Origin of the sequence: Streptomyces adustus (assembly GCF_009377175.1) — a bacterium.
Classification (GTDB): Bacteria; Actinomycetota; Actinomycetes; order Streptomycetales; family Streptomycetaceae; genus Streptomyces; species Streptomyces adustus.
Genome location: NZ_VJZD01000022.1, coordinates 26,914 through 41,487, shown reverse-complemented (window position 1 = coordinate 41,487; position 14,574 = coordinate 26,914). Strand labels below are relative to the sequence as shown.

General features: G+C 68.5%; 12 protein-coding genes and 2 pseudogenes. 9 read left to right on the top strand and 5 right to left on the bottom strand.

Annotated features, from left to right (window positions below; genetic code table 11):
• Positions 1-75: 75 nt before the first annotated feature.
• The 3 genes from FNH09_RS08130 to FNH09_RS08120 all read left to right on the top strand — a co-directional run bounded on the left by FNH09_RS08130 (position 76) and on the right by FNH09_RS08120 (position 2,296).
• Positions 76-654, top strand: a complete 579-nt coding sequence (locus FNH09_RS08130) for a Dps family protein (RefSeq protein ID WP_152886072.1) — start codon at positions 76-78, stop codon at positions 652-654.
• A 155-nt stretch (positions 655-809) separates the two neighbouring features.
• The gene (locus FNH09_RS08125) at positions 810-1,682 is read left to right on the top strand and encodes a LysR family transcriptional regulator (protein WP_238426536.1); all 873 of its coding nucleotides are present in this window, start codon (positions 810-812) and stop codon (positions 1,680-1,682) included.
• Positions 1,683-1,768: 86 nt separating this feature from the next.
• Positions 1,769-2,296 (top strand): hypothetical protein, encoded by a 528-nt coding sequence (locus FNH09_RS08120; protein WP_152886071.1) that lies wholly within the window; start codon positions 1,769-1,771, stop codon positions 2,294-2,296.
• A 96-nt stretch (positions 2,297-2,392) separates the two neighbouring features.
• Here FNH09_RS08120 and FNH09_RS46640 read toward each other — a convergent pair whose 3' ends face one another.
• Complete coding sequence (locus tag FNH09_RS46640; RefSeq protein WP_156110807.1) at positions 2,393-2,896, bottom strand: hypothetical protein; 504 nt, start codon at positions 2,894-2,896, stop codon at positions 2,393-2,395.
• 108 nt (positions 2,897-3,004) lie between these two features.
• Between FNH09_RS46640 and FNH09_RS08110 the strand changes: the two genes are divergently transcribed.
• On the top strand, positions 3,005-3,451 hold the full coding sequence (locus FNH09_RS08110) for a hypothetical protein (protein ID WP_152886070.1): 447 nt from the start codon (positions 3,005-3,007) through the stop codon (positions 3,449-3,451).
• Positions 3,452-3,545: 94 nt separating this feature from the next.
• On the opposite strand, the gene FNH09_RS08105 is transcribed toward FNH09_RS08110, so the two are convergent.
• Together FNH09_RS08105 and FNH09_RS08100 are read right to left on the bottom strand one after the other, a co-directional pair.
• Positions 3,546-4,145 (bottom strand): hypothetical protein, encoded by a 600-nt coding sequence (locus FNH09_RS08105; protein ID WP_152886069.1) that lies wholly within the window; start codon positions 4,143-4,145, stop codon positions 3,546-3,548.
• Positions 4,146-4,638: 493 nt separating this feature from the next.
• Positions 4,639-5,382, bottom strand: a complete 744-nt coding sequence (locus FNH09_RS08100; protein ID WP_152886068.1) for an SDR family oxidoreductase — start codon at positions 5,380-5,382, stop codon at positions 4,639-4,641.
• 104 nt (positions 5,383-5,486) lie between these two features.
• Between FNH09_RS08100 and FNH09_RS08095 the strand changes: the two are divergent.
• A pseudogene (locus FNH09_RS08095) lies at positions 5,487-6,340 on the top strand (LysR family transcriptional regulator).
• Between the two features lie 55 nt (positions 6,341-6,395).
• On the opposite strand, the gene FNH09_RS08090 reads toward FNH09_RS08095, so the two are convergent.
• Positions 6,396-6,788, bottom strand: a complete 393-nt coding sequence (locus FNH09_RS08090; RefSeq protein WP_152886067.1) for a hypothetical protein — start codon at positions 6,786-6,788, stop codon at positions 6,396-6,398.
• Between the two features lie 467 nt (positions 6,789-7,255).
• On the opposite strand from FNH09_RS08090, the gene pepN reads away from it, so the two are divergent.
• The 4 genes and pseudogenes from pepN (at position 7,256) to FNH09_RS08070 (ending at position 13,782) form a co-directional block, all read left to right on the top strand.
• On the top strand, positions 7,256-9,688 hold the full coding sequence (pepN, locus tag FNH09_RS08085) for an aminopeptidase N (RefSeq protein ID WP_152886066.1): 2,433 nt from the start codon (positions 7,256-7,258) through the stop codon (positions 9,686-9,688).
• 593 nt (positions 9,689-10,281) lie between these two features.
• Positions 10,282-10,470, top strand: a pseudogene (locus tag FNH09_RS50085) (IS630 family transposase); the annotation flags it as partial.
• 94 nt (positions 10,471-10,564) lie between these two features.
• Positions 10,565-13,435 (top strand): SpoIIE family protein phosphatase, encoded by a 2,871-nt coding sequence (locus FNH09_RS08075; RefSeq protein ID WP_162468252.1) that lies wholly within the window; start codon positions 10,565-10,567, stop codon positions 13,433-13,435.
• 107 nt (positions 13,436-13,542) lie between these two features.
• Entirely contained in the window at positions 13,543-13,782 is a 240-nt protein-coding gene (locus FNH09_RS08070; RefSeq protein ID WP_238426535.1) for a hypothetical protein, read from the top strand.
• Between the two features lie 3 nt (positions 13,783-13,785).
• Here the strand turns inward: FNH09_RS08070 and FNH09_RS08065 are convergent, their stop codons facing one another.
• Positions 13,786-14,535 (bottom strand): SDR family oxidoreductase, encoded by a 750-nt coding sequence (locus FNH09_RS08065; protein WP_152886065.1) that lies wholly within the window; start codon positions 14,533-14,535, stop codon positions 13,786-13,788.
• Positions 14,536-14,574: the final 39 nt, after the last annotated feature.

Sequence of the window (14,574 nt, the reverse complement as noted above, 5' to 3'; positions counted from 1 at the left end):
CCGGTCAAGGCACCCCTCGACCGGGCACCTAGCGTCATCGGGGTACGCACAGCACGACCCCGCAGGAGGCGGACCATGACCACCGACTTGCCAACCCCGCACAGCAGCCAGCCCCGACTGCATCAGAAGGGCGAAGTGATCCAGAAGTTCGGGACCGTGAAGCAGTTCCCCATCGCCCTCACCCACGACGCGCGGATGTACTCCTGCCAGCGCCTGAACCAGGTCCTCGCGGACACACAGATCCTCTACGGCCTCTACAAGAAACACCACTGGCTGATGCGCGGCGCGACCTTCTACCAGCTGCATCTGGTCCTGGACAAGCACGCGAGCGAACAGCTCGACATCATCGACACCCTCGCCGAACGCGTCCAGTCCCTGGGCGGCGTCGCGGTGGGAGACCCGCGGCACGTCGCCGAAATCACCTCGATCCCGCGTCCCCCGAACGGCGTGGAGGAGGTGCCGGCCATGCTTTCCCGGCTGCTGGAAGCCCACGAGACGATCCTCATCGACGCCCATGACGCGACCGCCCGGACCGCCGAGTTCGGGGACGATGGCACCATCGACCTGCTGGTCTCCCAGGTGATCCGGACCGGCGAACGGCAGGCGTGGTTCCTGGCCGAGCATCTGGTCGACACGCCGCTGGTCCGCGCCTGAGCAAGGCCTGCGCCTCGGTCCGTCCCACGTGACCCGGACACCTGCGGGGGCGTGAACCGGCGCACACGCAGGACGCCCCATCGTCCGCATACGATGCAGCCAGGATCGAGCCCCATCGCCTTCGCGCCGGACGGAGCGCTGCTTGCAGGGAGCGGATGATGGATCTGCGGCAGATGGAGGTCGTCGTCGCGGTGGCGGACACGGGCGGCTTCACGGCGGCGGCACGACGGCTGCACGTGGTCCAGTCGGCCGTGTCCGGCACAGTCCGCGCCCTCGAACGCGAACTGGGCACGCCCTTGTTCGACCGCACCACGCACCGCGTCGCCCTCACTCCGGCCGGCGAGGCGTTCGTCCCCGCCGCACGCGCGACGCTTCGCGCCGCCGAACTGGCCCGGGAGGCCGTCGATGCCGTACGAGGGCAGCTGCGCGGGCGGGTGACGGTCGGCACGATGCAGGGGGTATGGGCGGGACTCCACCACGCCTTGGCCGCGCTGCGTGCGGAGCATCCCGGCGTGGTCGTGCAACTGCGGCAGGCGGCCGTCGCCGACATCCGGCAGGCGCTGCGTGAGGGCACGGTGGATCTGGCCGTGGTGGCACTCGACCGCCAACAGCAGCGCGGGCTCACGACCCGGCTGCTCTCCCGCGAGGACATGGTGCTGCTGGCTGCGCCCCGGCGGGTGCTCGCCGGAGCGACACCGAACGGCGAGGTCCGGCTCGCCGACATCGCCCGGTTGCCGCTGGTCGACTTCACGCCCGGCTGGGCCATCCGCTACGCGGTCGACCGGGCCTTCCGGGCCGCAGGCGTCGACCACGGCACGACGTTCGAGGTGAACGACATCGGCGCGGCAGCCGAACTGGTCCGCAACGACCTGGGCGTCTGCATCATGCCCAAGTCCATTGCGGACCGCTTCCCCGATCTGCCGCAGTACCGATTCGACCGACACGCACCGAATTGGAAGATCATGGTGGTACGACCTCCCGGCGAGGCACCGCCGGCGGTCGCCGCGCTGCTGCAGCACATCACCTGACGGCAACTCGCCGCGTTGACGTACGACTTGGAATTCTGGAACTCCGCTCCACGGACCAGGACAGACCTAGGAAACGCTGTGGAACCATGTCCCGTGCACGCACAGTCATCCCGCCCATCCAGGGGACTCCTACCGTTCGCCCACGCCGGGACCCCTTCGACTTCAGCTGGCGCAACGGCGCCGCCGAACCGGACCTGATGCTGCGCGACGAACTCCAGACCGCGCTCGCCGACATCATCCCGCCCGTCCTCGTGGAGCTCCGGACCAACTCCCAGCCCCTCGTGATCAAAGAGGCCGCCAGGTCCAAGGTGGTCGAAGAGACCGTCCAGCGGGCGTGTGGCAAGAACTACGGCACCGCAGTGACGGCAGCGGACCAGCCATGGTCAGTACGCAAGCGCCTCTCGATCCACGTCGGGCTCTACCAGGCGGCCGACCTCACGGACGGATCGCGGATCGCCATCAACGGAGGCTTCTGGGGTGCGCGAGAACCTGTCTGCCCTGGACCGTGCCGCATTGGACGCGGATACGCGCTGCCCGCGACGGGGAATCGGATGTCCACTACTGAGTGGATCAGTCCGCTCGGACTGATGAGGTGCGGCCAATCCCGCCGGTGAGGAGGCGTTAACGGCCCGATCACGAGGCAGTGTGGCGCTTGGTGCGGTGTCCTACTTGTACTGGGGATTCCAGTACAAGTAGGAGGTCTTGGCGGGTTAGGCGTACACCTTCTGTCCCATCCATGTAGCAGAGGTCCGACCGACAGTCGCATACAGGACGAGCGGCAGCTCCTTGTCGTCCTGGCCGAGGGCAAGCCCGATCCAACGGTCGCGGTCCCGCAGCGGCCACGCCTGCAAGCTGACGGCACTCTGGCAGAGGGAGCGGAGCGGCTCGGGCACCGTCTCACCCGCACACACATCCTTGAGACAGGACCACAGGTCGACGGCGAGCGGATCGCCCCAGCGCTCGGTGAGTGCCGCGGCCAGGGCGTCCAGGCAGGCCCGCAGCCGCGCCTCGACCTCGCGCCAGGCCTGCCCGTCCTCGTCGTCCCAGAACTCCTGACTGACGTGCAGGTAGCCCACACGATGCCCCGGCCCTCCGTACCCGTCGACGTCACTGAAGCTCGTCTCCGGAAAAGGTTGCGCGAGCAGCTCGTTTATCAGCGTGAGATACTCCTCGAACGTCGCCTCTGAGGTGACGCCGGAGTCATCGGTGGTCATGCACGCAGGTTAGGGGTCGGCACCGACAATCCTTCCTGGACGCGGACCCCAGTCGATGTCCCGTGGGAGCGGCTGGAGTCGGCGCTCGAGCACTACCCGGCCAAAGAGATGCGGCGAGCGCTGCGTCGCCTGGCGCTCAAGGGCGAGGCGACGACCGAGGAAGACTGCTATCCCCTGTTCGACTGCTTCGCGCTGGGCACCGGACGCGTGGCTTCCGTCGCAACCGCCGCACTGCCGTTCGTCGTTGCACACGCCGACGATCCGGACATGGGCGCCCGGGCCACGCTCGTCGAGCTGCTGGCGAGTTTGTCCAAGGCGGTGGCCGAAGCCGACCCGGGCCTTGTGGACCCCGGATGGCACCAGACATGGCAGGCCCAACGCCCGCAGATCCGGGCCCTGCTCGCGAACCCCCTGCCCGAGGTACGCAGACAAGCCCTGCCCCTCGGAGAGGGTGTCGGCGTGCTACTGGAGCAGTGGCACGCCGAGACGGACCCGACGGTGCGGCTGACGGCCAGTTGTCAGCTGAAGCCCACCGTCACACAACAGCGTCGGTGACAACAACCCTGCCGATGTGACAGCTCGACGACCATGCCGACCAACTCGCCGCCGCTGTCGACGCGATGCGACCACGACCGGTCGTCGCCACGTTCTACCCCACTGGCTCGCGCCAGGCGGCGACGAGATCGTGGAAGCGCGAGAATCGGGCGCCCGGAACAGTCTCACCACTGACCGTCTCGCCATTGAGCCAGCAGATGTCGAAGACGTCGCACTCGGTGTCGAGCAGGCAGCACACACCACCGGTGGCGGCGGTGAGGTCGGTGAACACGTTCCTGACGCTCGCGGACTGCTCGAACATCCGGCTCATGCCCGAGGTGGCCGCTGTGAACTGCATCGAGGCGAAGTCCGGGTGCCATGCGGGTGAGAACCTGACAGTCAGGTAGATGCACCCGATCGGCACTCGTCCCCGCTCGTCGGCCCTGCCGAGACCGGAGAGGAAGAACTCGCGCATCGCGTCGTCGACGCCGATGACGATCGAGGTGTCCAGTTCGAGCGTGCCGCCTGCTGAACAGTCGACCGGTTCGCTCTTGAATTTCGAGGTGAACGGCAGGAGCAACTGCTCTCCACCCGGCAGGTTCACCAAAAGCGGCGGCGTGTCGCGGCCTTGTGGGGCGAGCTCGGCCAGCCGGGTCAGTGCCCTCCCAACGTTGCGAGGAGGCATGAAGATCTCGTAGCTGTAGTCCAGTCCCATACCGCCCCGCCTCCCCCGTCCTTGAACCGGCATCCTTACACGGTAGGGACCGGCCGCCCAGTTGATTTCGGGGCGGCCGGCTTCATCCGGGCGCGGTCGGCAACGGGCCTGAACATCGGCTCGTCTCCCAAGAGATCAGCTCCGAGCAAAAGCGCTGCCACCCGTGTCCCGGAACAGGCACTGACCGCAAGCCGGACGCCCAAGTGGCCACATCAACCACTCACTGGGCAACTGAACAGCTCAGTCCCACTGCGCCGAGGCTCGATAGTCGTCACTGGCGGAGCCGAAAAGGTCGGCAGAAGGGCCGGGCCGAAGCGGCCTGGTCGTCACCTGGAAGGCAGGCCACGTGTCACAGACGCTCGGTGCCTTTCGATTCCTCACCTCGTGGTCCACGGCTGCTCGGGCTCGACGGCCGTACCGACATGGCGTGACGGCGCCGGTCACGAGGACGCGCATGCGCCGTCTCCCCGGGGTGGCGCGAACCGGAAGCGTGTCACCAGGGCACCTCTCCCTCGTCGTCGAAGAAGCGGCCCGTCGGTCCGTCGGCCGGTACGGTGGCCAGCCGGATCGCGGCGACTGCGCCCTGCTGGGGGGTGCGCACTCCCCGGAAGTCGTTGAGGTCGGTCGCCGTGAAGCCGGGGCAGACGGCGTTGATCAGGATGTGGGTGCCGGCCAGTTCCTTGGCGTACTGCACGGTGACGGCGTTGAGGAACGTCTTCGAGGGAGCGTAGGCAATGGAGATGGGGCCAGTCTCTCGGCCGGGCGTGGTCTGGAGCGTGAGGGATCCGACGCTGCTGGAGACGTTCACGATCCGCGGCGACGGCGAGCGGCGCAGCAGCGGGAGCAGGGCGTTGGTGACGCGGATGACGCCGATCACGTTGGTCTCCACGGCCGCGCGTACCCGGTCCACGTCGACGGTGGTGGGCTCCTGCGGTCCGCCGCCGGTGATCCCCGCGTTGTTGACGAGCGCGTCGAGCCGCCCGGCCCGCTCCTCGATCAGCCGAGCCGCCGCTGTCACGCTGGCGTCGTCGGTCACGTCCAGTGGTACGCCGAACGCGTCGGCTCCGGCCGCGCGCAGCTTGTCCACGGCGGCCTCGCGCCGCTCCTCGTTCCGCGCGCCGATTCCGACGGACCAGCCGAGGGCGCCGAGCCCGGCGGCGATCTCGTACCCGATGCCCTTGTTGGCCCCGGTCACCAGCGCGACCTTGTGGTGGTTCACGGTGTTCGTCTCACTCATGACATCGATACTTCTCCCCCGCCGGGCAGGGCGTCCAAGACCGACTGGGTGGACGGCGATACCGCCCGGGTATCGCTCCAGGCCGTCCCGGTTAGGCTGGCGGGGTGGAGACACGTGAGCTGCGGTACTTCGTCGCGGTCGCCGAAGAGCTGCACTTCGGCCGGGCCGCGCAGCGGCTCGGGATCGCCCAGCCCCCGCTGTCGCGGGCGATCGGCGGGCTCGAACGGCGCCTGGGCACCCTCCTGCTGGAGCGCGGCAGCCGGGGTGTCGCCCTGACCGAGGCAGGGGCGGTGCTGCTGCGGGAGGCGCGAGCGGCGCTGGACGCCGTCGAGGCCGCCGAACGGCGCACCCGCCGGGCCGCCCTCGCGGCGACCGGCCGCCCCGCCGTGGTCCTGGCCGCGAAGGCGGGCGCCTCCGGTGAACTGCTGGCCAAACTCCTCGACGCCTACGCCGCCGAGCCCGGCGCCGTCGCCGTCGCCGTGGACGTCGTACTGTGCGGGCCGGGCGAGCAGACACGGTTGCTGCACGACGGCCGCGCCGACGTGGCCCTGCTGCACCGGCCGTTCGACGACACGGCCGGCTTCGACACCGAGGACCTGCACCGCGAGGGTCAGGTCGCGATCCTCCCGGCGGGCCACCCTCTCAGCGCCCGCCCCCACGTGCGCCTCGCCGAGGTCACCGACCTTCCCGACCTGCCCCTGCCCCGCTGGCCCCGCCCTGACGGCACCTTCCCCGACGGCCCCGGACCACAGGTGCGCGACCACACGCAACTCACCCAGCTCATCGCCCTCGGCCGCGCCTGCGCGGTCGTGCCGGAATCGGGCCGCACCGGCCTGCGCGAGGACCTCACCGCCGTACCGGTGTCCGACGCCCCCACGTCACCACGGTCATCGCCTGGCCCCCACACAGCCGCTCAACAGCGGTCGCGGGGCTGGTCCGCGCCGCCACTGCCCTGTAGACGGCCGCCGCCGAAGTACGGCAGAGGGCGGCGCAGCCACTGACCGGGGAACGGCTCACTGGATCAGCTCGATGTGCGGATGGTCCGGGGACACCGGGCAGACGTGCAGTTGCAGATCGTAGCCTCGGGCGAGGTCGATCATGGTCGGGTTGTGCGCTTCGGGATCGGTGGTGGATGACAGAGAGCGGGCTCGGTCCTCGTCGGGAATCCAGTCGGGATAGTTGGAGTTCCATTCGCCCGAGGCGATGGTCAGCAGCGGATCCATCTCGGTGCCGCATGAGGGGCAGAGCCGGGGCAGAGGATCGGTGAGGCCCCAACGGGTCCATCCACCGACCTTCCAGCCGGGAGCGACGGACAGCCTGCCCGTGTAGAACTCGTTGTAGAAATCCTTCGAGCAGGGCGTGTCAGAGCTGTCCAGCGGGTATGGCGTGTGGTCAAAGCTGTCCACAACGGCGCCGACCGTCTGCCACCTGCGCCGAGGTCCTCCACTTCATCGAGACCTTCTACAACCGCCGCCGCCCACGAACATCACGCACTCCCCTGGCCTCCAGGAGCTGCGCCGGATCCGCTGATCAGTGACATTCTGCAACCGGCCGCTGCCAACGAGCAAACCTCGCCCTCCCACACACGCCCTTCCAGCGGCGGCTCGGGGTCTCTACGCGGCAGAGAGGTGATCATTTATCATTTCCGGGTGCTCTGTCCTCCAAGGTCCGGGAGCCGCCGCTCAGCTGGACCTCCGGCAGCGGCCGGGGTTCGAGGAGGCCCCCGCGGAGCCGACTTTCAGCTCGGCCTGTAGTGGCGGAGGGCCGGTCGTCCGTCCGTCAGGCGCAACGATGGAGACGCCGATTCACATCGGTTTCTTGCTTCTGGGCGGTTTGTTCGTAGGGAATCAACGAATCTTCGAGAGGGAAGACGATGAGCGGCAGGAGTCTCACCCAAACCGAGGCCGAGACGCGGGCGAGCATGCTGACCGTCGAGCGGTATGACGTTGCCGTCGACCTTTCGGATCTGATGCCCGGCTCGCGGGTCCGCTGCGAATCGACCATCACCTTTACGTGTCACCGGCCCGACGCCGAGACCTTTGTCGATTGCGCGGCGACGGTCGAGAGCGCCACGCTCAACGGGGTCGTGCTGCGGTCGGCTGTCGAGGGCCGGATCGCACTGACCGATCTCGCCGAGCGCAACGTCCTCACGGTGGTCTCGGTGACGGAGTGCTCGGCCGATGCCCGGGGCGTGTACAAGGCGGTCGATCCCGCCGACGGCGAGACGTATGTCTACACCGACTTCAGTCCCGACTACGCCCGGTACGTGTTGGCCTGCTTCGATCAGCCGGACCTCAAGGCGCCGTGGGCGTTCACCGTGACCGCTCCTGCCGGCTGGCGGGTGTTGAGCAACAGCGGTGACCCGCACATCGAGGACCTCGGCTCCGTGCGTCGCTGGAGCTTCCCGCCGACGCCGCCGCTGGCGGCGTACAACACTGTGATCAACGCGGGCCCGTACTACGAGTTGCGCCGTCGCGGAGCTGGTCATGATCTCGGGCTCTTCGCCCGACAGTCGCTGGCTTCGATCCTGGACCGGGACGCCGACGAGCTGTTCACCCTGACCACCCAGGGGCTCGAGTTCTTCGCCGCCAAGTTCGGCATGCCGTTTCCGCAGCACAAGTACGACCAGGTCTTCACGCCCGAGTTCCCCGGCGCGATGGAGAACTTCGGCTGCGTCACCTGGATGGACTGGTTCCTGCGCAGGAGCACGCCGACCAGAGCGGAGTGGGACATCTTCTCGCGGTACCTCTTGCACGAGCTCGCGCACATGTGGTTCGGCAACATCGTCACGATGCGCTGGTGGGACGACCTCTGGCTCAACGAGGCGTTCGCGGAATTCGCGAGCAATTGGGCCGCGGTGAGCGTGACGTCGTACACCGATGCCTGGACGGCCCATCTGGCCGGCGAGAAACTCAGAGCCTATTTCATGGACCAGGGACCGACGACGCACCCGATCCGCCAGCAGGTCCGCGACGTCTCCGAGGCTGAAGCGACCTTTGACGCCATCACCTACCCCAAGGGCGCGTCCGTACTTCAGCAGTTGATGACGTACGTCGGCGAGGCACAGTTCTCCGCGGGTCTGACCAGCTACTTCGCCAAGCATGCCTGGGGCAACACCACACTGGAGGACCTGATCGATGCGGTCGCCGACGCCTGCGGACGTGACCTGGACCAGTGGCGCGCGGGATGGCTGGAAACAGCGGGCACCGACCGGCTGACGCTCGACCACGACGAAGACGGGTTTGCCCTGGTCGCTCAGGGCCCGGGTGGCCTGCCGCGCCAGCATGTGCTTGCCGTCGGCGCCTACGAGCGTTCAGGAGACCGCCTTGAGCGGACGGCACTCGTCGAAGTCCAGGTGGCGGGCGAACGGACTCGGCTCGCCCTACCAGCAGGGGCCGACCTGTATCTGGTCAACGATGAAGACCTGACCTTCGCCTCGACGAGACCTGACGCCACGACCAGAGACGCGTTCTTCGACAACGCCGCCCGCCTGCCCTCTGCGACCGCGCGAGGTGTCGCCGTCACCACGGCCTGGGACATGCTGATCAACGGCGAAGCGACAGCCGCCGAAGCCGTGCACTGCCTGACCCGAGTACTTGCTGTCGAGACGTCCGCCTCGGTGATCGAGCCGTATCTCAACCTGGCTGTCGAGGCCGCAGATCTGTGGAGCCCGGAGTCGGAGCGGGACGAATTGCTGCGAGCAGTGGCTGCGGCGTGCCGCAGCCTCTCCGGCATCGGCGCCTACCGCAAAGCGGCGTTGCGCGGCTTCGCTCGCACCGCGGCCGAGCCGGAGGATGTTGCGTGGCTCCAGACCGAGGCCGGGGAGGACATCGATCTCCAGTGGCGAGCCCTGGTTCGCAAGGCCCAGCTCGGACGCCCGACCGCAGCCGAAGCACAGGCCCTGCTCGACCGCGACCCGGACCCCGAAGCATGGGTCAGCAGGCTCCAGGTCCGCGCTGCCACCCCTGACGCGGCAGAGAAGAAAGCGGTGTGGCAGACGCTGGTGACGGACCGTGCGGTGCCTCTCGCTTCGGTCCACTCTGTTGCGGCGCCGTTCTGGAGCGCCGGCCAGAACGACTTGCTGAGGCCCCACGCGGAGGCCTACCTCAATCTCGTGCCAGACATCCACCGCAGCGGAACCATGCCGGCGACGACCTACACCAAACACCTCTTCCCGCTGTTCGGTGTCGACCTGACCTTCGTGGGACGAGCGGAAGATCTGGCGGCACAGGCCGTCCCGGTCGTCCGCAGGAACCTCCTGGACCGGGCCGACCGGATGCGCCGCATCCTGCGCTCCCGCGGTTGAACGCTTTCCAGCCCGGACCACAGCTCGATCTGCAATTCCTGATGCTGGTGAGAAGCCCTGCCACGGTCGGTGATTTGCGATGCTCTGTAGATATATGTTCTTGATACGAAGATCTGGTCGATGTTCCAGACGCTCGACTTCCCGCCTCGACGCGCCCGTAGAGACCCATGCACGGCTGGGGCGCCAGGAAGCGGCGCCGGCATGGAGCAGCTGGTGACGAGAGGCGACCTACTGCCTGAGGCGGCGCGGTCAAGGCAAGGCAGCGGGGGCCGGCCGGATCGTCTGCGGCTGTATCCGCCGGAGACGGATGGGCTTGGGCTTGGGCTTGGGCTTGCCGGCCGCTTTCACCGGATCGACGGGGTGTGGCGTCGCGCGAGGCGGTCGGGGAGGGCGGGCGGGTGAAACGGCGGACCATGAGGATGGTGAAGGTGTCGACGGCCAGGTGCCGCTCCCTGCCATTGATCAACTTCCCGCCGTGGAAGCCGCGGGTGTCCTGGCCCGCCGTCTCGGCGTCCTTGGCGGACCGGGAGTCCAGGATCACTGCGACGGTGACCTCCCCCGGTCGGCATGGCCGGCGCATGGGAATCGGCATCGCGGCGGACCCGGTCGCCTGGGTCTGCTTCGCGGACGAAGCAGACCGGGGCCCGAGACCGCCCGAGGGCCGCCGCGGCCGCACCCGGGTCGTGCGGGTCACCGCGCAAGGCATCGAGCGAGTGTCCATGGCAGCGCCGATCTGTACCAGGGCCGACCACCGGCCACGGCTGATGATCCACCGCATCCACACACGCTTCCGCCGATGTACCGCATAGCAGGCAAGGAACACCAGGGGGCGGAGCCATCGGTGTTATCTGAGATATTTCGTCCTATATTGTCCTTGTGATCAAGCGGCTGGATCTACTCGACACCGCTGACGACGACATCACGGAGAGCGAAATCCTTCGGCTCGCTCTTGAGCACTCCGTCGCGGAGCTGGGCTGTGCCGGGGGAAGCGTCTACCTGCGAGGCCCCATGTCGGCTCTGCGCCTGGTGGCGTCCGTGGGGCTGCCGTCGTCCCTCGTGCGGACCTGGGAGATCGTCGACCAGGACGGACCCACCGCGACGGCACGCGCCGTACGCTCGGGCGAGCACGTGTGGGTGGCCCCCCGCCTCCGCAACCCGGCCGAACCCGCCGCGCCGCTTCATTCACGGCTCGGCTTCATCTCCGTACCCCTGATCCTTGAGCACCGGGCCATCGGTGCGATCACCTGTCTCACCGGGGCCAACGAGGAGCCGACCCCCGCGCAGTGGACGTTGCTCACCTCGGTGGCCGAGTGGGCCGCGGACCGACTGCAAAGGATCCCGGCGCCCGCACGCCTGTCCACCGACCTCGAAGCCACTCCGGTCGGCTCCTGGGAGTGGGACGTGCGCACCGGTGAGCTGCTGTGGGACGAGGTCGCCATGAAGGTCTACCAGACCGATCCGGCGGCCTTCGTGCCCGCCGTCCAGAGCTGGATGCGGGTGGTGCACCCCGACGACCTGGCGAGCACCCTGGCAGCCGCAGAACGCACCATCCGCACGCACGCTCCGTTCGAAGCCGAATACCGGGTCCGGGACGGCAGCGGGCACTACACGTGGACGCGGGCATCCGGTCACGTCGTCCTCGACGACCAGGGCCAGGTCACGCGCATCATCGGCAAGGGGTGGGCGAGCGAAGGCGCACGCTCCACCCGCGACGCGCTGAGCCGTGCGTTGCAGCACATGAGTGACGCCTTCCTGTCCGTGGACGACGACTGGCGCATCACGTTCGCCAACCTGGAGGCGGAACAGGTTCTCGGTTCGCAGGACGAACAGCTCTTCGGACGCAAGCTGTGGGACCTGCCCGCCCTGCGCCGGATGCCTGACCTGGAGAGGCGGTGCCGCAGCGACGCCGAACGGTCCGTCGCCGTCGGCTTCGACGTCACGATGGCCGATACCGGCCGCTGCTACCACCTGCGGCTCGTTCCCGTACCCAGCGGGCTCACCCTGTATTTCACGGACGTCACCGACCGGCGCCGCCGAGAGGCCGAGCAGGCGGCGGCCATCCAGTCCGCGGCCGAGCGGGCGAGGCGGACGGCGGAGCTGACCACGCAGCTCGCGGCGGCGACCACCTCGCAGGACGTGGTGACCGCCGTCGCCCAGCGCGTCCTGCCACCGTTCGACGCCCAAGGGCTGCTCGTGCTGGTCACCGAGGACCAGAAGCTGGTGCACATCGGGTCCGTCGGCTACCCGACCACCTTTCTGCGTCACATGGGCGGATCGCACGGCATGGACCTGTCCGACACCGACCCCACCGGTCAGGTGATCCTGACGGGAGAGCCACGCTTCTATTCGTCCCAGGACGAATGGGTCTCAGCATTCCCCGACGGGGTCACCCGGCCGCCGACCGACAAGAAGGCCTGGGCCTTCCTCCCGTTGACGGTCTCCGACCGCACCTTCGGCGTGTGTGTCATCTCCTTCGACACCCCGCGGCATCTCACGTCCGAGGAACGCACGCTCCTCATCACCATCAGCGCGCTCGTGGCGCACGCCCTGGAAAGAGCCCGGCTCTACGACGCCGAGCTCACCCGCTCCCAGGAACTCCAACGGGCGCTGCTGCCCCTGCGGCTGCCCACCGTGCCCGAGGTCACCGCGGCGGCGAGGTACCTGCCGGCCGGGGAGACCCGCGACGTGGGCGGCGACTGGTACGACCTGATCCCGTTGTCCGCGGGCCAGGTCGCCCTGGTCGTCGGTGACGTGATGGGCCATGGTCTGCCCCAGGCCGCGACCATGGGACGCCTGCGCACCGCCCTGCACACGCTGGCCGCCCTGGAACTGCCGCCCGACGAAATCATGGGCCACCTCAACGACATCGTCGGCGCTCTCGGCGATCAGTCGTACGCGACGTGCCTGTACGCGCTCTACGACTCCACCGACGGGTCTTGCACCATGGTACGGGCGGGGCATCCACCGCCGCTCGTCGTCCGGCCCGACGGCGGCACCTACTTCCCCGAGGTCGCCGTCAACCCTCCCCTGGGCGCCGCGCTGCCTCCGTTCGAGACGACGCAACTACGACTGTCGGCGGACAGCCTGCTGATCCTCTACACCGACGGCCTCGTGGAATCTCCGGAGCGGGAGATCGACCAGGGGATGGCCCAGCTCGCCGATCTGCTCCCCCGTACCGCATGTTGCCCGGATCTGGAGGATCTGTGCGACAAGGTCACCGCGGGCCTGCTGCCCGGTGGACAGCCCACCACCGACGACGCCGCCCTGCTGATCGCACGTCTGCACCCCATGGCCGACCGGCAGATGGCCTCCTGGGATCTGCCGGAGGGACCGCAGGCCGCGGGCGAGGCCCGCCGCCACGTACGGGAGCAGCTCGCTCAATGGCATCTGGACGGTCTGGTCATGACGACGGAACTGCTGGCCAGTGAGCTCGTCGGGAACGTCGTCCGCCATGCCAGGGGGCCCATCGGGCTGCGCCTCCTGTGCAGCGGAACCCTCGTCTGCGAAGTGTCCGACGCGAGCTTGACCATGCCCCGCATCCGGCGCGCCTCGGCGATGGACGAAGGAGGCCGGGGTCTCCAGCTCATCAGCGCCCTCTGCGATCGCTGGGGCAGCCGCTACACCACTCAAGGAAAGGCCATCTGGACCGAACAGACCCTCCCGGGTTCGAAGGACGGACACGCCGCGACCGGCATGCCGCCCTTCGATTCCGGGACTGCGCTTCAGAACTTCCCGAACTCGTCGTAGCGTCCAGGGAACTGGGGGTGCGTGAGTGCGAACTTTCCCCGAAGCGCGGGTAATCAGCGTTTTCGCCGCTCGCGCCAGGGGCTCCCTGACGGTGAAACGCCAAGCCGGTGCAGCACGTCCGGACCTACCAGTGCGACGCCTGCCACCTGGTCATCGGCCGGGGCGGCAACGCCGCACGCAACCTCGCCGCCCTCGCGGCAGCCTGCATGACCGGTACCGGAGTGGCCGGAGACCAGGACGCCCCCGAGCGGGTGTCGAAGCCTCGCGGAGCCGACCAGAGGACCCGCGCCACCCGCCCCCGCCGTAAAGCGGAGGCGGGGCGGGCAACGGCCATCCGCCATCCGTGAACGTCACTTCTTCTGCTGCGCGAACCAGTCGGCGAACCGGGTCCCGGCGAGCTGCGCGCCGGCACCGGGCACGAGCGAGGCTTCCTGCAACTCGGATCCGAAGTACGGGGCGTGCGGGTCCGCGACTACCGTGCGGGGGTCGTTCTGGGCGGTGAGCACGTCGCGGACCAGCTCGTCGAACCGGAAGGTGTCGGGGCCGGCGATCTCCACCGTCCCGTCGAGGGGGGTACCGGCCGCGGTGCGGGCGACGGCGGTGGCCACGTCGTCGGAGTGAATGGGCTGGAACTTGACGGGAGCGATGCGCACCGTGTCGCCCTCGGTCGCCGAGTCCGCGATCCCGTTCATGAACTCGAAGAACTGCGTGGCGTGCACGACGGAGTACGGGAGGCCCGACGCCTTGATCAGCTTCTCCTGGGCCAGCTTGGCGCGGAAGTAGCCGTTCTCCGGGAGCCGGTCGGTACCGACGATGGAGAGCGCGACGTAGTGGGTGACACCGGCCTCCGCGGCCGCCTGAAGGAGGTTGGTGGTGCTGGTGCGGAAGAAGTGCATCACGGCTTCGTCCTCGTACGAGGGCGAGTTGGACACGTCGATCACGACCTGCGCGCCCTGGAGCACCTCGGCCAGGCCCTCTCCCGTCAGTGTGTTGACGCCCGTCTTGGGCGAGGCCGGGACGGCTTCGTGCCCGTGGTCGTCGAGCTTGCGGACGACCTTCGAGCCGATGAGCCCGGTTCCGCCGATGACTACGGCCTTCATGGGGGGATCCTTTCGGGAAGTTCTCTGTGTACCAGCAAA